Below are 16,475 nucleotides of genomic sequence, written 5' to 3'. Positions count from 1 at the left end.
ATGCATGGACATGCTTAACGAGGCAACCGAGAAGCCGAAGGACGATGCCGATGTGCGGGTCGGCCGGCGCGTGCGGGCGCTACGGCTGGAGCGCAACCTGTCGCTGGCCGATCTTGCGGCAAAGGCCGGCGTGTCGATCGGTGCATTGAGCCAGATCGAGCGCGGCATGTCTTCTCTGCGCGTCAAGGTGATCTGGCCGCTCGCGGCTGCCCTCGACATCGAACCGTCGGCGCTGATCGCCGACGGCAACGATGCCGTCAACGATCTCTATTGCGTGCGTGCCGACAAGCGGCGGCAAATCCCGGTGAAATCGGAAGGCATTGCAAAGGCGCTGCTGTCGCCGCCCGGCGCGACGCTGACCGGCATGCTGGTGACGGTGGAAGCCCGCGGCGGCACGGCCGAGGCCTATGCGCATGCCGGCCATGAATTCGGCTTCGTGCTGGCCGGCGAGGTCGAACTGGTGGTGGATTCGACAAAGTACGTGCTGAAGGCCGGCGACAGTTTTGCGTTCAAGAGCACGCTTTTGCATGCCTTCCGCAATCCGGGCGCCGAGCGCTGCCAGATCCTCTGGGTCAATACCACGAAGCCGTCCGAGGTTCGCGATGGCGCTTGATTCCCTTGTGCGGCTGCAGGCGGTCTCAAAGATTTTTCCCGGCGGCATCGTTGGGCTCGACGCCGTCGACCTCGACATTATCAGCGGTGAATTCATCACGCTGCTCGGGCCGTCCGGCTGCGGCAAGACCACCAGCCTGCGCGTCATCGCCGGCTTCGAAAGCCCGTCGAGTGGCAAGGTGTTGCTCGACGGCCGCGATATCACGGCCCTTCGGCCGTTCGACCGGCCGGTCAACACCGTATTCCAGGACTACGCGCTGTTTCCGCACATGAATGTCGCGGAAAATGTCGGCTTCGGCCTGTCCCTGCGCAAACTGTCTGGAGCCGAGCAGGCAAAGCGCACCGGCGACGCCCTCGACATGGTCGGTCTCGCCGACAAGCTCGGCGCCCGCGTCTCGGAACTGTCTGGCGGCCAGCGCCAGCGCGTCGCACTGGCGCGCGCCATCGTCTGCGAGCCGCGCGTGCTGCTGCTCGACGAGCCGCTGTCGGCGCTCGACGCGCATCTGCGCGAGCAGATGCAGGTCGAACTGAAGCGGCTGCAGTCGCGGCTCGGCACCACCTTCGTCATGGTCACCCACGACCAGACCGAAGCCTTGTCGATCTCCGACCGCATCGTCGTCATGAACAAGGGCCGCGTCGAGCAGATCGCGCCGCCGGCCACCCTTTACGACCGGCCCGCCACGAAGTTTGTGGCGAGCTTCATCGGCACCATGAATCTCCTGCAATCGCGGTTTATTGGCCGCGATGGCGATCGCTTGCGTTTCACCGCCGGCACCCTGCCGCTGGAGGCCATTTCTGAAACCGGCCAGTCACCCGGGCAAGGCGAGGTGCGGACCATTGGCGTGCGCCCGGAGGATTTGCTGGCGATGACCGTGGCCGCGCCCGGCACCGCACCGGCGCGCGTCAACAGCGTCGTCTTTCACGGACGCACGCTGCGCCTGCATGCCGAACTCGGGGAGGGCGCACCTGTCGTCATCGACGCGCCGCGCCAGGCCGAGGGTTTTCAATTCAGCGCCGGCGACGTGGCGCATATCCGCCTGCGCCGTGGCGCCAATTGCCCCATCCTGCCAAGCTAGTCCCACCGATATTTAAGAACCGGAGCCGATTGGGCGATCCACGATTTCCTTGGGTCAAAGGGCATCATCGATTATGGGGCGTAGACTTCGGGTCAATATACGCTTGACTCAAACGAATGTTCCTGTTTTGTTCTAGTTGTAGACCAAAACGGGAGCGTTCCTTGTCGGGCGTATGCGTATGTATCTGCAAGGCGAATTCGATTTCGGAATTCCAGAGCCGCCATGGCGGCCCAAACGGCCGGATCGCGTATTCTACGGCTTGTTCTTGCAGCCGAAGGACTATTCTCGGTTTGCCGATTGTCAAAACGGGTTATGCAGCCAATGCGGGATAACCGGCTCCCGTCTGCTGTACCATCGGTTTCATGTTAGCCTGCAGCACGTCGGTGATTACAAGAGGTTGCGAACGAAAACCGTCTTTGCAGCCGCCCGATCGGGGCGGCGCATCGCTATGCCTGAGTTCGAGGTCACCTTTCGTCATTTCAGGAGCTTTCCCGGCCGCCCGGCGACAAGGGGTAGCCCGCCAAGCATCCGTTCGTGCTTCTCGCCGACGACGGACAGGTTTGTGAATTGAGCAGGAGGCTTGGCGCTGAAATGTTGCGCGAAGGTCTCAAAGCGTCAGACGGATTCGTCCCACATTTGACGCTTGCCTATGACCAGAAACTTATCCCGCAACAGCCTATCGATCCAATCAGCTTTGTTGCACGGGAGTTCGCTCTTGTGCACAGCTTGCGCGGACTGAAGAAGTACGTTTTCCCGGAATGTTGGCCGCTGAGCGCGATGTGACGCGCCGATCGCTCCGTCACGTCGTCGTCACATGTTCCGCGCGATATCCATCATCCTGACACGGCTTGTCAGCTTCGGCGCGGATTGACGATGGCAGGCCAGCAAGCGGTTCCCTATTTGCAATGCGTCTGAACAGGAGGAACACAAATGACCATCGCGGAAATTGCCAAGGATTTCACCGAACTGCTCCAGCAGGGCGATCATGTCGGTGCTGCCGAGAAATACAATGCCGATGATATCGTCAGCCTCGAAGCCATGGAGGGGCCGATGGCCATCGCCCGTGGCAAGGAGGCTCTCAGGCAGAAGGGCCAGTGGTGGCAGGAGAACAACGAAGTGCATGGCGGCTCGGTCGAGGGCCCCTATGTCAACGGCGACCAGTTCGCGGTGCGCTTCAAGTTCGACATAACGCCTAAGGCCACCGGCGAGCGTGTCACCATGGATGAAGTTGCCCTCTACACGGTCAAGGACGGCAAGATCGCCGAAGAGCGCTTCTACTACTAGGGCCGGGAATGCCACCGGCTTCCTGGAGCCTGCTCTCTTCGCTGCCGGGTTGAGAACAAGCATGGCGGTCAGGACAACGTCCTGGCCGCCATGTGAGAAGATCAGATCGTCTTCACATACTGCGCAAGCTGATCGGCCACCGTGCCCCAACCGTCGAAGAAACCCATCTCTTCGTGATTGTTGCGGGTCGCCTCGTCGCGATGGATGGCGGTGGCGGTGTAGCGCGTGCCCCGGCCATCCGGCTGGAGGGAAATGACCGCGGTGATGAAAGGCTCGCCTGACGGCCGGTAGCCCGGCAGCAGCGCATCCGTCCACACCAGCCGCTCGTTAGGCACGATTTCGAGATAGCAGCAATGGCGGTCGTTGACTTCCTTGCCGTCTGGCGACTGCATGCGTGTGCGGAACAATCCACCCGGCCTGAGGTCGATCTCGCAGTCGGTGATCATCCACGGCTTCGGCGTGAACCACTGCTTGACATGCTCCGGTGTCGTCCAGGCGCGCCACAGCAATTCGCGCGGCGCATCAATGACGCGCTCCAGCACAAGGTCCAGTCTGGGATCCGGCTTGAGGGGATAGCTCATTTTTCCTGCTCCTTGAGGGTCATCACATAGGCGTCGAACTGGTCGAGGCGGCGCTCCCACAGCGTGCGCTGTTCGGCGAGCCAGTTTTCGGCGAGTTTCAGCGGCTCGGGCGCCAGTTGATAGGTCCTGACCCGGCCGGTCTTTTGCGAGCGCACCAGCCCGCACACCTCAAGCACCTTGAGATGCTCGATGAAGGACGGCAGCGCCATCTCGAAAGGTTCTGCGAGTTCGCTGACCGAAGCGGGGCTGCGGTTCAATCGTTCGACAACGCGGCGTCGCGTAGGGTCGGCAAGCGCGCGAAAGATGCCGTCGATTGGCGGAAGTGTCGGCGTTGCAGGCTGCAAGCTGGTCATGGCTGTGCCCGCTCGACATGATAGGTGAGCACCACGGCGCCATTGTCGAAGGCGCGCGTGTCGACGAGCTTGAGGTCGGTCGCGTCCTCAGTCCGGTCGAAAAGCTGCGCACCGCTGCCGAGGATGACGGGAAACACCATCAGCCGGTACTCGTCGACCAGATCGTGTCGTTTGAGTGCGTTGACCAGCATGCGGCTGCCGCCAACGACGATATCGCCTTTCAACTCGTGCTTGAGCTTGCGGATAGCGGCCATCGGCTCGCCCTGAAGCACGGTCGTGTTGTTCCATGCCGGCTTGTCGAGCGTCGAGGAGACCACGTATTTCGGCATGCTGTTCATGCGGTCCGCAAACGCGCCCTTGTAGCTCGGCCAGCCGCCAGCGAAGCTTTCATAGGTAACCCGGCCGATCAGCAGCGCCTCGTGGTCGAGCACTTCCTGGAATTTGTATTCGATTTGTCCGGCTTCGTGCCGCTTGCCGACCCAGTTGGTGTGCCGGTAGCCCGGTTCGCCGCCGGGCGCCTCCATCACGCCATCGATTGAGATCAATTCCGAAACAACGATCCTGGCCATGGCTCTTTCCTTTCCCAGTTTTGCATTACTTAGGAAAAATCCTTAGTATTGGCAAGCGCAAAAATCCGCCGGCGTGGGCCACGGTGCTGGCAAAGCGGGAAGGGTGGTTTTAGGCTGTCGTTCGGATTCGGCTTTGTCAGCCAAGGGAAGCACGCTTTTGACGATCACCATGTACGGCATCACCACCTGCGACACAGTCAGGAAGGCGCGCGTCTGGCTGGAGGGCCATGACGTTGCCTACAGGTTTCACGATTTCAGGGCTGAGGGCCTGGACGCCAGGCGGCTGGATGGCTGGGCGGGCAAGGTCGGCTGGGAAAAGCTGCTCAACAAGGCGAGCACGACGTTCCGCGAACTGGCGGACAAGGACAAGCAGGGCCTCGACGAAAAGAAGGCCAAGGCGCTGATGCTGGCCAAGCCGACCATGATCAAGCGGCCGGTGCTGGAGGTCGGCGACCGGATTCTGTTGGGGTTCAAGGCTGATGTTTATGAGGAGGCGGTGAAGTAGCGTAGCGAGACCAAAAGGCCTGAGGGGGTGTGAAGGATCGCCTGATCGAGGTGGCGCTCCCACGATCCATTATTTCGCCAAGGTCAAACACTTAGAATACATTTCTGCACATGCTCGGTCTGTTTTCAGGCCTCCAGTTTCCCTGTTTTGCGTACGCAGTAAAATTCATCGCCGATTCGCGTTTAGCATAATGTGAGAATATCGCACGGAACTCCTCATTCTCGCTGAAGAAAGCGACGAGATCAAAAGTCCCGGCTTTTGACCTGCTCAGATCATCCACTAGGATCATGTCAGGTGGATTGCATATAAGATCGTCGGCCGTTTGAGTTCGAACGTTCTCCGCCATTACCTCTAGCGTAGGCGTCAGCCGGCCGGCCGCTTTCAATTGCTTCGCCATCACGATGGTCATCCAGAAGCTGAAATGCCTCGAAGGCCAGACGAGGCCTTGGTTCTCGATCATGGGCCAGATGTTGCTTGGATTCGCGGTCAGCATGATCACGGGAGATCCGGGCGGGACCGTGTGGAGTAATGCCAGGACTGGTTCTTCATTGGGATTTCTGTAAGGGCCTAGAAGAGCGGCCAAGAGAACTGGTATTAATCCAACGACCATGATCGCGGTTTGTCGGATAGCCGCGCCGGCTGTACGTTCGTGCAGGTTCAACATTGCGCAGAGCGCGAAGAAAGCCAGCCCGGTTACCGGCACCGTATGATAGCGAAATCCTTTCTGCTGTGCGAAGTACGCTAGAGCAAATCCAATGGCCGCCACGCCCGCCGCAATCGATTCAGATGGCGCGCGCTTCCGGAGGCAAGCGATGACGATCGCTGCGAGGCCCCAGAAAAGAACGCGCGGGTTGAGCAGTTGCGTTTGAAGTGAACTGTTGTAGCCGTCATAAGCTGCTGCAAGCATAGGCACGATTGTTCGGAGGTATTCTTGCGCAAAGACGAATACCGCTATGGCATAGACCGAGGCGGCGGCTCCCAACACCATCGTTTCGGGTCGGAAAGGTCTCCAGGTCCGCCGCAGCCGGAATATGAGCCAGAGTTCCAGCAGGATCGGCACCATGACAAAATAGTGCTTTAGAGCAAAGCCGGCTGCAGCGAGGGCACCGGCAGTCGCGGCTGTCTTCAAAGACACGACGGCGCCGTCGGCGCGCCGCGCAATGAGGAAGGCATATGGCAATGCTCCAATGAGCGCCAGGTGCTCGCGTTGCCCGAAGTCGGCCAGCGGGATGAGCAGCATCGAAAGACCCGCCGCGCTTAACAGGACCATTCTTCGGCCTATTGTGTCATCAGATATGATGGCAGCAAGAGACGCCAAGGCGAGCGCCGCGAACGCTGTGACCGCCGTCACGACCGCAGCGCCGGCGGTCGCGCCTAGAATTTGAGCCATGCGCTCGATCGGAACCGCCATCCAGAACCAAAGCGGCGGATTCAGCTCGACAATCTCGCCATAGAGTCTAGTCCCGCCGATCAACTGTCGGGCGACCCACATCTGGTAGACTACATCATGCGAAAGCGACATTCTGAGCATGAGAGCCCAGCTGACAAGCAGCAAAATTGCCAGGATGCTTTCTGGACAACGGCGACGCATGATGGCTGTTCCGCTGCCGAAAACAAACATCGCAGACCCTGGAAGATGGGAACGGTATCGAGATTTGACGATGAACAGGGTGGCCACTTGGCCCCCATATACATCCGCCAGAGATGACACCTCCACGTTAGCATCTTGCCAATCCAGACGCAAAATGGGATCAGGTGCGCCACTGATGGCGTTGGCCGTGTCGCATGCGCAGCGCGCCGAGATGCCGCCCATTGATCGACCCGATCGGCTTGGTAGCTTGGGATTCATTGTCGTTCATGGCTGCGCGGTCTGATCAAATCGTGTTCCTCGATTGCAGGGCCATGGCGGTCACCTTGTTAGGTCAACCGGTTGCCGGTGAATTTAACACCCGATCGAGGAGCATCCTTTGACGATCACCATGTACGGCATCGCCACCTGCGACACAGTCAAGAAGGCGCGCGTCTGGCTGGAGGGCCATGACGTTGCCTACCGGTTTCACGATTTCAGGGCTGAGGGGCTGGACGCTAGGCGGCTGGATGGCTGGGCGGGCAAGGTCGGCTGGGAAAAGCTGCTCAACAAGGCGAGCACGACGTTCCGCGAACTGGCGGACAAGGACAAGCAGGGCCTCGACGAAAAGAAGGCCAAGGCGCTGATGCTGGCCAAGCCGACCATGATCAAGCGGCCAGTGCTGGAGCAGGGGGATCGGATTCTGGTTGGATTCAAGCCGGATGTTTATGCGCAGGCGGTGGTGAAGTAGAGCCAACGCTCGCCCCGCCGCGCTCTACGGCGCCCCCCTCTGTCCTGCCGGACATCTCCCCCACACGGGGGAGATTGGCGGCTTCAGCGCCTTCGCCCTTCTTATCGTTGAAAATTGGCGAAAGCGCCGCGACGTCCAATCTCCCCCTCGTGGGGGAGATGTCCGGCAGGACAGAGGGGGGCGCTGTCCCGCCGGCATCAGAAATTCCAGCAGCCTCAACCCCCGCGCATATACCCCGCCAGCGCCACCGCGTTGTTATGCGCCTCATCATGCGCGCCATAGAGCAGCGTCACCTTGCCGTGGCGGAGCAGGCCGCGCAATTCACCCACCGCCTCTTCATTTCCATCCAGCTCAGCACGATACCGCTTCTGAAACTCCGCCCAGCGGGCCGGCTCATGTCCGAACCATTTGCGCAGATCGTCGCTCGGCGCGATGTCCTTCAACCACAGCGCCAGCGCGGCGTCCTGCTTGCTGATGCCGCGCGGCCAGATCCGGTCGACCAGAACCCGCTGCCCGTCATCGGGTGCCGGTGGCTCGTAAATCCGCTTGACCGCCAGGTCGAAGGTCATCGGACCCTCCGCAAGCGGCTCAGGCCCATTCGCCCTTGCGCATCAATGGCACCTTTCGGCCATCCTTATGGACGCCGTCTATGTCGATCTTGTCGGAGCCGATCATCCAGTCGATGTGGATGAAGCTCTTGTTGCCGCCGCGCGCCGCGATCTCGTCCTGGCTGAGCGAGGCGCCGTCGACGAAGCACTTCGAATAGCACTGGCCGAGCGCGATGTGGCAGGCGGCGTTCTCGTCGAACAGCGTGTTGAAGAACAACAGCCCGCTGGCCGAGATCGGCGAGGAATGCGGCACCAGCGCAACCTCGCCGAGGCGGCGCGCGCCCTCATCGGTGTCGAGCACTTTCTTCAGCACGTCCTCGCCCTTCGATGCCTTGGCCTCGACAATCCTGCCCGCTTCGAAACGAACCGAGATCTCATCGATCAGCGTGCCCTGGTAGGACAGCGGCTTGGTCGAGGAGACATGGCCCTCGACCCGCCTTGCATGCGGCGTGGTGAAGACCTCTTCGGTCGGGATGTTGGGATTGCAGGTGATGCCGTTCTTGGCGGTCGAGGCGCCGCCCATCCATTCATGGCCGTCCGCCAGCCCAACCGTCAGGTCGGTGCCGGGTCCGGTGAAATGCAACGCATGGAAATTATGGCCGTTGAGCCATTCGGTGCGGCTGCGCAGCGCTGCATTGTGCGCCTTCCAGTTGCCGATCGGATCCTCCACATCGACCCGCGACGCGGCGAAGATGGCGTCGGCGAGTTTCACCACCGCGACATCGTCAGCATCGCCCGGAAAAACCTGCCTGGCCCACGCGAGGTCCGGATAGGCGACGATGTTCCAGTTGATGTCGAAGCCGGTGATCTTTTCCAGCGCCGGCTGATACGCCATCGAATTGGCCTTGTTGGCGCGCGCCACTTTCGCCGGATCCTGTGCGGAGAGCAGCGACGGATCCTCGCCGCGCACGGCCAGCCTGGCCGCATTGTTGGAAAAGGCTTTCGCCATGCCCTCATAGAGCCAGCCGGCGGCGTGGTCGAAACCGGCATCGGCGCCGAAGCGGTAGCGCGCCAGCGTCATCTCGTCGTCGTTGAAGATCGGCGTCACCAGGCCGGCGCCGGCCTTGTAGGCATGCTCGACGATCCGCCTGGTCAGCGGCAATGCCGCGATGGAGGATGTCAGCACCAGATCCTGTCCCGGCTGCAATTGCAGCCCGACCTTGATGGCGACTTCCGCCAGCCTGTCGAGCTTCACCGGGTCGATCGATGCGGAAACGCCGCGCGAATGTGTGGTCATGATCCTGCCTGTCGTAGTTTGATGTCCTTCTCTACATAGACCGGTGCCACGGTGCTTTCCACCGCGATCGCGCCGGCGGGTTCTGGATTCGCGGACCCGAACTGCGCCATGGTCGCCTCGATCTCTTCCTTGATCCAGGCCTTGAAATCCCGGACCTTGCGGCTTTCGGTCCTGGCGGACGAGGTCACCAGCCAATAGCCGAGTCCGCTCTGGGCGCGGATTCCGAAAGGCGCCACCAGCCGCCCATCGGCCAGCGCATCGGCGGCCAGCAATTGCCAGCCCAGCATCACGCCATGGCCGGCAATCGCCGATTCCAGGCACAGCATCGGGTCGGTGAAACGCGCGCCCTTCAGGAAGGTGACAGGGGGAACGCCGGCCGTCTCGAACCAGCTTTCCCAGTTGATCATCGCGCGCTCATCGGTGATCGCGCAGGTCTGGGCAAGATCCTCGATCGACTTCAGTTTTTGGGCGATCGCCGGCGCGCAGACCGGGAAGACTTCCTGCGCCAAAAGCAGTTCCGTCCGTCCGCCCGGCCATTTGCCGTCGCCGAGCCGGATGGCGATGTCGATGTCGGAATGATCGAGATTGGCCAGCCGCACCGACGCGTCGATGCGCAGCAGCACGTTGGGATGCCGGGCGAAGTGACGCGACAGTCGCGGCAAAAGCCATTTCGAGGCAAAGGCCGGCGCCACCGAAACCACCAATGTGCACTGCGTCGCGTCGTCGGCCAGCGCCACGGCATGGGCAAGCTCGCGAAATCCGGCACCAAGGCGGGTCGCGAAGATGGCGCCGAATTCGGTCAACACCAGACCGCTCGCCGTTCGTTCGAACAGCGCCTGGCCAAGCTGCTTCTCGGTGCGGCTGATCTGCTGGCTGACGGCACTGACGGAAACGTTGAGTTCACCGGCGGCGGCCGCCAGCGATCCGAGGCGGGCAACGGTTTCGACGGCGCGCAGGCCGTTGAGATGGACGCGGTTGAGCATAGCCATTTGAGTTTTTCTAAACCGATCCGGCTGAAATCTCAATTGTAAGAGAGGTCGAAACGGCAGACTTTATCAGGGGAGACAGAGACCTGTGGAGCCGGAAATGCTGAGGATCTTGTCGTCGTCGCTGAAGGTCTTTTTCGCCAGCACGCCATATGAACCGCGCCGGGAGAGCGAGGCGCAGAGATGGCTGACCGATCCGCTTTCGCATCCCGTGCTGAACACCATGTCGGAGCGCGAGCTTGGCGACGTGCCGTTCAGGCTGACGGCACGGCGGACCGTGCACGAGACGGCTTCATTGCATGCCGGTTTCGGCGGACGCTGCTGAGCGGATGACACCCCTTCCGATTTAGGCACAAGTCCAGGCGATCACGGCGCCCGCGAGGGCCCTGGCCCAACCAAAGGCGGATTGTTTCACCGGCACGCGCACCTATTGTGCACTGCAATGACATCCGTCGCCTCAACAGCGCTGCGTTTCGCTCTCGCCGGCATGATTGCCATGGCGGTTGCCATGGGCATCGGCCGTTTCGTCTACACGCCGATCCTGCCCGGCATGATGGAGGAATTGCATCTGTCGCCGGCCGATGCCGGGTGGATCGCGTCGGCCAACTATCTCGGCTACCTCGTCGGCGCGCTGGCCGCGGCCGGCGGCTGGGCGCATGGGCGCGAGCGCCTGCTGATGCTGGCGGGGCTTGGCGCCAGTGCGGTCCTTGCCGCGCTGATGGGGCTGACCGATGCGATGGCCGCCTTTCTCGTCATCCGCTTTCTGGCCGGTCTGGCCAGCGCCTTCGTCATGGTGTTCATGGCCAGCATCGTTTTCAGCCACATAAACGCTGCCGGGCGCAGCGACCTGCAGGCGTGGCATTTCGGCGGCGTTGGCCTCGGCATCGCGGTGTCCGCGGCGATGATGGCGGTGCTGGTCACCGAACATGCAGGCTGGGCGGCGGGCTGGCTGTGGTCGGCGGCAATTTCGGCCTGTGGTTTCGTGCTCGTGGCGTTGTTGGTCGACGAGGGTCCGCTCAGCAATGGCGAAGTCGCCCGTGAGCCGGCACTGCGGATGGACCGGTCGTTGGTCAAGGTCATCATTGCCTATGGCCTGTTCGGCTTTGGCTATGTGGTGACGGCGACATTCCTGGTCGCCATCGTCCGGCAAGGCGGCGGCAGCCGCGTCTTCGAGGCGATGGTGTGGATGGTCGCCGGTCTTGCCGGCTTTCCCTCGATTTGGCTGTGGCAGAAGATCGCCGCGCGGATCGGGCTCTATGCCGCCTATGTGCTGGCATGCTTCATCGAAGTTGTCGGCGTCACCGCAAGCGTTGCCATCGGCGGGCGCACCGGGCCGCTGCTTGGCGGTGTTTTGCTCGGCGGCACCTTCATTGCCATCACCGCCTTTGGCCTGCAGGCCGCCAGGCAGCAGGCGCCAAGCGCGCCGCGTCGGATCTTCGCCCTGATGACGGCTGCGTTCGGCCTTGGCCAGATCATCGGTCCGGTCGCCGCCGGGTTTCTGGCGCAACTGTCCGGCGGTTTCTTCCTCGCCTCGATTGTTGCGGCCGGCGTCCTCGTCGTCTCCGGCGCTATCACGTGGTCGGCTGCGCCAAAATCGCCATGATTATGGGCTTGCTCGATGCGAGGCATCAGGCACGGGCATTTTCTTTCCCTCTAATGTGTGACTTTATGCCCGCAATAGTCAGCTGATTTGCGCCCAGATCGAGGAATTCGCCACAGTGTTCGTATCCTTTTTCCCGCAGCCGAAGCTCTTTTTCTCTTCGGCAGCCGTCTGGAGCCTTGCGGCAATCCTGTTCTGGTTCTTTGGAGGCGAGCAGTTGGGAGCCGTCTTCGGGCTGCCGCCCGCCGCCGCCGGCGCGCCGCCCATCATCGGCATCGCAATCCTCATATCGCCGCCGTTTCTGTGGTTTTATCTCTACTTCGCGTTTTGCGTGCTCGTCTTCTACGCATTCTGGAGCTGGTATTCCCCGCATCCGTGGCAGCGCTGGTCGATCCTGATGACCGCGGTCATCCTGTTCTTCATCTATTTCAATGTGCAGGTCAGTGTCGCCGTCAACGCCTGGTACGGGCCTTTCTTCGACTATGTGCAGGGACTGATGTCGGGGACTGGAAAGTCGACCAACGGCGAATTCTATATCGGATTGGCCGATTTTTCGTGGCTCGCGCTGGTTGGCATGAATGTGCAGGTGGTCAATGCCTTCATCGTCAGCCACTGGATCTTCCGCTGGCGCACGGCGATGAACAACTACTTCGTCGAGAACTGGGGCAGGCTACGCCATATCGAGGGTGCCTCGCAGCGTATCCAGGAAGACACGATGCGGTTCTCGCAGATCATGGAAGATCTCGGCTCAAGCTTCGTCCAGTCGATCATGACCTTGATCGCATTCCTGCCGGTCATGATCCAGTTGCAGGCCCATATCACCGAGTTGCCGATTATCGGCGCTATCCCGCAGCCATTGGTGGTCGCAGCCCTTGCCTGGTGTCTGTTCGGAACGATATCGGTCATGGTTGCCGGCCTGAAACTTCCAGGGCTGCAGTTCCGCAACCAGCGTGTCGAAGCCGCCTATCGCAAGGAACTCGTCTACGGCGAGGACCACGCGGACCGGGCCCAGCCAGCCACCACCGCCGAGCTGTTCGAGAATGTTCGTCACAATTATTTCAGGCTCTATTTCCACTACATCTATTTCAACGTCGTCCGTTACACCTACCTGCAGGCTGACAACATTTTCTCGCTGCTGATCCTGGGGCCCTCACTGGTAGCGCACAAGATAACGTTCGGCGCGCTGAACCAGATTTCGAACGCGTTCGGCAAGGTGACGGGGTCGCTGCAGTTTCTGCTCACCTCCTGGTCGACCATCGTCGAACTGCAATCGGTCCACAAACGCCTGCGCGCTTTCGAGGCGACACTGCAAGGCGAGCCGCTGCCGGCTATCGATCAACGCTATCTGGCAAGACAGGGCGCCGAGGACCCGGCCTAAAACCGTGGTTGGAAATCGAAGCGGGTTGGCGGCTCAGCCGCCGACCGAAGCCTGCTTCTGGGCAGCATCCTGGCGCGATATATAGTCGCGAAAACTGATGCATTCGACATTCTGCTTCACGCAGACGTCGCCGGCAAAGCGCTCCAGCGCGTTCCAGTAGGCGCCGTCATTCATCAGCGCGAAGTGGAAGCCGAGCTCCAGCGGAATGCGCTTGCCGGCATACTGCTTGTCGAAGGCGGCGCGGAAGGCATCATAGGTCCGGTTGGCGAACTCGTCCGCCTTGCTCGGCCGCTCGAAACCGCCGGAATGGCGGACATAGAGATTGTAGTCCATGGCGATCACCGGCCGCGACTTCGGTCCTTCCGGAATCTGCGGCAGCGAAAAGTGCATGATGCCGTTGCTGGCCGTCGGTCGGGCAGGGCCCTGTGAGACGCCGCTCGCGTCGAATTGATAGCCGGCCGCCGGCAGCGCCTCATAGAGCGCTTTGCCTGTCGACAGATACGGCGCGCGGAAACCGACCACTGCATGCCGCGCGAAATCGCGCCAGCCCTCAGGTTCGGGCGCAATACCGTTGATCGCATAGGCGTTCTCGAGAATGTGCTCGAACGAACTGAACTCTTTCAACCAGTCGGCCTTGCTCCAGTCCTTGCCGTCGAAATGGCCGCAGCCATGGCTGGCGATATCGTGGCCTTCATGCGCGGCAAGGCCGATCTGCTCGAGCCGCTCGGTGACTTCCTGCTTCGAGGCGGCAAAGCCGATGTTGGATTTGCCGGCGCTTTTGCCGGGTGCGGTGTATTCCTTGCGTGTTTCCTGCGACAGCAGGAAGACGCAGGAGAGAAAATAGGTAAAATGCGCGCCGGTACGCTGCGCCAGCGCCCGGCTGCGCTTCCACTGCGAAATGTCGCGGGCACTGTCGAACGAGATGATGACGACCTGTTTCGGCTTTGCCGGCGCTGGTGGCGCGGGCGGATCGGCCAAAGCCCCACCGGTGTGGAGCGCGGCAAGCGAAAACGCAACAACGCGGAACGGACGAGGCATAGGCAATCTGATCTTTACTCGGGGAACGTTTGCAAGCCGGCTATCGCCTAAATGTGGCGTGGGTGCGATTGGCCTTTTCAGCTGCTTGCCCGGGGCAAACATCCGTTTGCCCCGGGGAATAGGCGATTTTCCGGTTGAACCCCTTCCATGCCGACAAAATTTCGCTAAAACGCGGGCTGACAAAGGCCCGACCGGGCAGGAATGGTTTTGATAGATGTCCGACGACAGTTTTATCCGTGAAGTCAACGACGAGATGCGTCGCGAACAGGCGCAGAAGCTTTGGGACCGTTTTGGCCCCGCTTTGATTGTCATTGCGATTCTCGTGGTGCTCGGCACCGCCGCCTTCGTCGGCTATCGCTATTGGGACGAGACGCGCGCCAACCGCTCGGGCGACGCGTTCTCGCAGGCGCTGAAGCTGGCCAATGACGGCAAGAACGATGAAGCGCTGACCGCACTGGATCAGTTGGAGAAGGATGGCTACGGCGCCTATCCGCTGCTCGCCCGCATGCGCGGCGCGACCGTCAAGGCCAACAAGGGCGACATCGACGCCGCCGTCAAGGATTTCGACGAAGTCGCCGCCGACACGGCTATTCCCCAGGGCATTCGCGACATGGCGCGGCTGCGGGCAGCGCTCCTGCTTGTCGACCATGGCTCCTTCGCCGACGTCTCCAGCCGTGTCGAAGCGCTCACATCCGACACCAACACGCTGCGCCATACGGCGCGCGAGGCACTAGGCCTTTCCGCGTGGAAGGAAGGCAAGACCCAGGATGCGCTAAAGCTGTTCGACCAGATCGCCGCCGATGACGGCGCCCCGCGCAACACCCGCGAGCGCGCAACGTTGATGTCCGAGCTGATCCGCGGGTCGGGCAGTGCGTCGTGACCTTCAAAGTCGCCATCATCGGCAGACCTAACGTCGGCAAATCGACTCTTTTCAATCGGCTGGTGGGAAGGAAGTTGGCGCTTGTCGACGACACGCCGGGCGTCACCCGCGACCGTCGCGTCCATGCCGCCAAGCTTTACGACCTGCATTTCGATGTCATCGACACCGCCGGCTTCGAGGACGCGGGCGCCTCGACCTTGCCCGGCCGCATGCGTGCGCAGACCGAGATCGCCATCCGCGAGGCCGACCTGATCTTCTTCACCATCGACGCCAAGTCCGGCCTGTTGCCTGACGACAGGACCTTCGCCGAGATCGTGCGCAAGTCCGGCAAGCCGGTCGTGCTGGTCGCCAACAAGGCCGAGGCGAAGGGCGCCCAGGGCGGCATGCTGGAGGCCTGGGAACTCGGCCTTGGCGAGCCGATCCCTGTTTCGGCCGAACATGGCCAGGGCATGCCCGACCTGCGCGACGCCGTGATCGGCGCGCTCGGCGAAGCGCGTGCTTTCGGCGAAGAAGAAGATGGCGAAGACGAAGACGTCGCTGCCGGCGAGGTTCTGATCGGCGAGGATATCGCCGATCCGGATGCCGAGCACAGCTATGACGACACCAAGCCGATGCGCATCGCTGTCGTCGGCCGTCCCAATGCCGGCAAGTCGACGCTGATCAACGCGCTGATCGGCGAAGAACGTCTGCTCACCGGACCGGAAGCCGGCATCACCCGTGATTCGATCTCGGTCGACTGGGATTGGCATGGCCGCCGCCTGAAACTGTTCGATACGGCCGGCATGCGCCGCAAGGCCAGGATCCATGAAAAGCTGGAAGTGATGTCGGTGCAGGACGGCCTGCGCGCCATCCGCTTCGCCGAGATCGTCATCATCGTCCTCGATGCCACCATTCCCTTCGAGAAGCAGGATCTGCAGATCGCCGACCTGATCATCAGGGAAGGCCGGGCGCCGGTGATCGCCTTCAACAAATGGGATTTGATCGACCATCCCCAGGAGCTTCTGGCCGAATTGCGCGAGAAGACGGAACGGCTTCTGCCCCAGGCGCGGGGCCTCCAGGCGGTACCCGTCTCCGGCGAGACCGGGCGCGGCCTCGACAAACTGATGGATGCCGTCATCAGGACCCACAAGGTGTGGAACAGCCGTGTCTCGACCGGCAAGCTCAACCGCTGGCTGGAAGGCATCCTGGCGCACCACCCGCCGCCTGCCGTGGCCGGGCGGCGGCTGAAGGTCAAATACGTCACCCAGGCCAAGACCCGGCCACCGGGTTTCGTTGTCCAGTGCTCGCGGCCCGATGCGATGCCGCAATCCTATGTCCGCTATCTCTCCAACAGCCTGCGCGAAGCCTTCGACATGCCCGGCGTGCCGATCCGCATTGCGCTGCGCACGTCGGACAATCCATTCGCCGGCAGGTCCAAGAAACGCAGCTGATTGCCGGCGCCCCCTTGGCG

The 16,475-nt window shown here is 61.7% G+C and carries 18 protein-coding genes and 1 pseudogene; 11 read left to right on the top strand and 8 right to left on the bottom strand.

The features are described 5' to 3' along the window. The first annotated feature begins 4 nt into the window (after positions 1 to 4). The 4 genes and pseudogenes from HB777_19650 (at position 5) to HB777_19635 (ending at position 2,972) form a co-directional block, all read left to right on the top strand. Positions 5 to 613 (top strand): cupin domain-containing protein, encoded by a 609-nt coding sequence (locus HB777_19650; GenBank protein QND65902.1) that lies wholly within the window; start codon positions 5 to 7, stop codon positions 611 to 613. Continuing rightward, on the top strand, positions 603 to 1,688 hold the full coding sequence (locus HB777_19645; GenBank protein ID QND65901.1) for an ABC transporter ATP-binding protein: 1,086 nt from the start codon (positions 603 to 605) through the stop codon (positions 1,686 to 1,688). Before HB777_19650 ends, HB777_19645 begins: the two co-directional genes overlap by 11 nt. Positions 1,689 to 1,866: 178 nt before the next feature. After that, positions 1,867 to 2,471: pseudogene (locus HB777_19640) on the top strand (2'-5' RNA ligase family protein). Positions 2,472 to 2,618: 147 nt separating this feature from the next. Further along, a complete protein-coding gene (locus HB777_19635; protein ID QND65900.1) occupies positions 2,619 to 2,972 on the top strand; it encodes a nuclear transport factor 2 family protein in 354 nt (117 codons plus the stop codon). A gap of 101 nt (positions 2,973 to 3,073) precedes the next feature. On the opposite strand, the gene HB777_19630 is transcribed toward HB777_19635, so the two are convergent. The 3 genes from HB777_19630 to HB777_19620 are packed head-to-tail and all read right to left on the bottom strand — an operon-like array spanning position 3,074 to position 4,475. Continuing rightward, positions 3,074 to 3,553 carry an SRPBCC family protein gene (locus HB777_19630; protein QND65899.1) on the bottom strand — a complete coding sequence of 160 codons (480 nt, stop codon included), beginning with the start codon at positions 3,551 to 3,553 and terminating at the stop codon, positions 3,074 to 3,076. Next, positions 3,550 to 3,906: a winged helix-turn-helix transcriptional regulator gene (locus tag HB777_19625; protein ID QND65898.1), complete on the bottom strand. Its 357-nt coding sequence runs from the start codon at positions 3,904 to 3,906 to the stop codon at positions 3,550 to 3,552. The genes HB777_19630 and HB777_19625 overlap by 4 nt, the downstream gene beginning before the upstream one ends. Next, positions 3,903 to 4,475 carry a dihydrofolate reductase gene (locus HB777_19620; protein QND65897.1) on the bottom strand — a complete coding sequence of 191 codons (573 nt, stop codon included), beginning with the start codon at positions 4,473 to 4,475 and terminating at the stop codon, positions 3,903 to 3,905. Before HB777_19620 ends, HB777_19625 begins: the two co-directional genes overlap by 4 nt. A gap of 157 nt (positions 4,476 to 4,632) precedes the next feature. Between HB777_19620 and HB777_19615 the strand changes: the two genes are divergently transcribed. Beyond that, positions 4,633 to 4,980, top strand: a complete 348-nt coding sequence (locus HB777_19615; protein ID QND68831.1) for an ArsC family reductase — start codon at positions 4,633 to 4,635, stop codon at positions 4,978 to 4,980. A gap of 91 nt (positions 4,981 to 5,071) precedes the next feature. Here the strand turns inward: HB777_19615 and HB777_19610 are convergent, their stop codons facing one another. After that, positions 5,072 to 6,793, bottom strand: a complete 1,722-nt coding sequence (locus HB777_19610) for a hypothetical protein (GenBank protein ID QND65896.1) — start codon at positions 6,791 to 6,793, stop codon at positions 5,072 to 5,074. A 154-nt stretch (positions 6,794 to 6,947) separates the two neighbouring features. Here HB777_19610 and HB777_19605 point away from each other — a divergent pair, with 154 nt between their 5' ends. Further along, positions 6,948 to 7,298 carry an ArsC family reductase gene (locus HB777_19605; protein ID QND65895.1) on the top strand — a complete coding sequence of 117 codons (351 nt, stop codon included), beginning with the start codon at positions 6,948 to 6,950 and terminating at the stop codon, positions 7,296 to 7,298. 215 nt (positions 7,299 to 7,513) lie between these two features. Here HB777_19605 and HB777_19600 read toward each other — a convergent pair whose 3' ends face one another. From HB777_19600 to HB777_19590, 3 genes are read right to left on the bottom strand one after another with little or no spacing between them, the layout of a single operon-like run. After that, entirely contained in the window at positions 7,514 to 7,867 is a 354-nt protein-coding gene (locus HB777_19600; GenBank protein QND65894.1) for a DUF488 domain-containing protein, read from the bottom strand. Between the two features lie 19 nt (positions 7,868 to 7,886). Beyond that, positions 7,887 to 9,143: an aminopeptidase gene (locus HB777_19595; GenBank protein QND65893.1), complete on the bottom strand. Its 1,257-nt coding sequence runs from the start codon at positions 9,141 to 9,143 to the stop codon at positions 7,887 to 7,889. Then, a complete protein-coding gene (locus HB777_19590) occupies positions 9,140 to 10,132 on the bottom strand; it encodes a LysR family transcriptional regulator (GenBank protein ID QND65892.1) in 993 nt (330 codons plus the stop codon). The genes HB777_19595 and HB777_19590 overlap by 4 nt, the downstream gene beginning before the upstream one ends. A 97-nt stretch (positions 10,133 to 10,229) precedes the next feature. Here HB777_19590 and HB777_19585 point away from each other — a divergent pair, with 97 nt between their 5' ends. The 3 genes from HB777_19585 (at position 10,230) to sbmA (ending at position 13,107) form a co-directional block, all read left to right on the top strand. Continuing rightward, positions 10,230 to 10,454, top strand: a complete 225-nt coding sequence (locus HB777_19585; GenBank protein QND65891.1) for a hypothetical protein — start codon at positions 10,230 to 10,232, stop codon at positions 10,452 to 10,454. Between the two features lie 117 nt (positions 10,455 to 10,571). After that, positions 10,572 to 11,732: an MFS transporter gene (locus HB777_19580; protein ID QND65890.1), complete on the top strand. Its 1,161-nt coding sequence runs from the start codon at positions 10,572 to 10,574 to the stop codon at positions 11,730 to 11,732. Between the two features lie 115 nt (positions 11,733 to 11,847). Next, positions 11,848 to 13,107 (top strand): peptide antibiotic transporter SbmA, encoded by a 1,260-nt coding sequence (sbmA, locus tag HB777_19575; protein QND65889.1) that lies wholly within the window; start codon positions 11,848 to 11,850, stop codon positions 13,105 to 13,107. Between the two features lie 33 nt (positions 13,108 to 13,140). Here the strand turns inward: sbmA and HB777_19570 are convergent, their stop codons facing one another. Continuing rightward, on the bottom strand, positions 13,141 to 14,145 hold the full coding sequence (locus HB777_19570) for a polysaccharide deacetylase (protein QND65888.1): 1,005 nt from the start codon (positions 14,143 to 14,145) through the stop codon (positions 13,141 to 13,143). 214 nt (positions 14,146 to 14,359) lie between these two features. Here HB777_19570 and HB777_19565 point away from each other — a divergent pair, with 214 nt between their 5' ends. Then, complete coding sequence (locus HB777_19565; GenBank protein ID QND65887.1) at positions 14,360 to 15,025, top strand: tetratricopeptide repeat protein; 666 nt, start codon at positions 14,360 to 14,362, stop codon at positions 15,023 to 15,025. After that, positions 15,022 to 16,455 (top strand): ribosome biogenesis GTPase Der, encoded by a 1,434-nt coding sequence (locus HB777_19560; protein ID QND65886.1) that lies wholly within the window; start codon positions 15,022 to 15,024, stop codon positions 16,453 to 16,455. The genes HB777_19565 and HB777_19560 overlap by 4 nt, the downstream gene beginning before the upstream one ends. The last annotated feature ends 20 nt before the right edge of the window (positions 16,456 to 16,475 follow it).

Origin of the sequence: Mesorhizobium loti, assembly GCA_014189435.1 — a bacterium.
GTDB classification, from domain to species: domain Bacteria; phylum Pseudomonadota; class Alphaproteobacteria; order Rhizobiales; family Rhizobiaceae; genus Mesorhizobium; species Mesorhizobium loti_G.
This window is presented reverse-complemented; position numbering and strand designations above follow the sequence as displayed.

Excerpts from the sequence above, each read along its gene's own strand:
- HB777_19650 (QND65902.1), top strand. The coding sequence starts at position 5 with ATGGACATGCTTAACGAGGCAACCGAGAAGCCGAAGGACGATGCCGAT.
- HB777_19645 (QND65901.1), top strand. The coding sequence starts at position 603 with ATGGCGCTTGATTCCCTTGTGCGGCTGCAGGCGGTCTCAAAGATTTTT.
- HB777_19635 (QND65900.1), top strand. The coding sequence starts at position 2,619 with ATGACCATCGCGGAAATTGCCAAGGATTTCACCGAACTGCTCCAGCAG.
- HB777_19630 (QND65899.1), bottom strand. The coding sequence starts at position 3,553 with ATGAGCTATCCCCTCAAGCCGGATCCCAGACTGGACCTTGTGCTGGAG.
- HB777_19625 (QND65898.1), bottom strand. The coding sequence starts at position 3,906 with ATGACCAGCTTGCAGCCTGCAACGCCGACACTTCCGCCAATCGACGGC.
- HB777_19620 (QND65897.1), bottom strand. The coding sequence starts at position 4,475 with ATGGCCAGGATCGTTGTTTCGGAATTGATCTCAATCGATGGCGTGATG.
- HB777_19610 (QND65896.1), bottom strand. The coding sequence starts at position 6,793 with ATGGGCGGCATCTCGGCGCGCTGCGCATGCGACACGGCCAACGCCATC.
- HB777_19600 (QND65894.1), bottom strand. The coding sequence starts at position 7,867 with ATGACCTTCGACCTGGCGGTCAAGCGGATTTACGAGCCACCGGCACCC.
- HB777_19595 (QND65893.1), bottom strand. The coding sequence starts at position 9,143 with ATGACCACACATTCGCGCGGCGTTTCCGCATCGATCGACCCGGTGAAG.
- HB777_19590 (QND65892.1), bottom strand. The coding sequence starts at position 10,132 with ATGGCTATGCTCAACCGCGTCCATCTCAACGGCCTGCGCGCCGTCGAA.
- HB777_19585 (QND65891.1), top strand. The coding sequence starts at position 10,230 with ATGCTGAGGATCTTGTCGTCGTCGCTGAAGGTCTTTTTCGCCAGCACG.
- HB777_19580 (QND65890.1), top strand. The coding sequence starts at position 10,572 with ATGACATCCGTCGCCTCAACAGCGCTGCGTTTCGCTCTCGCCGGCATG.
- HB777_19570 (QND65888.1), bottom strand. The coding sequence starts at position 14,145 with ATGCCTCGTCCGTTCCGCGTTGTTGCGTTTTCGCTTGCCGCGCTCCAC.
- HB777_19565 (QND65887.1), top strand. The coding sequence starts at position 14,360 with ATGTCCGACGACAGTTTTATCCGTGAAGTCAACGACGAGATGCGTCGC.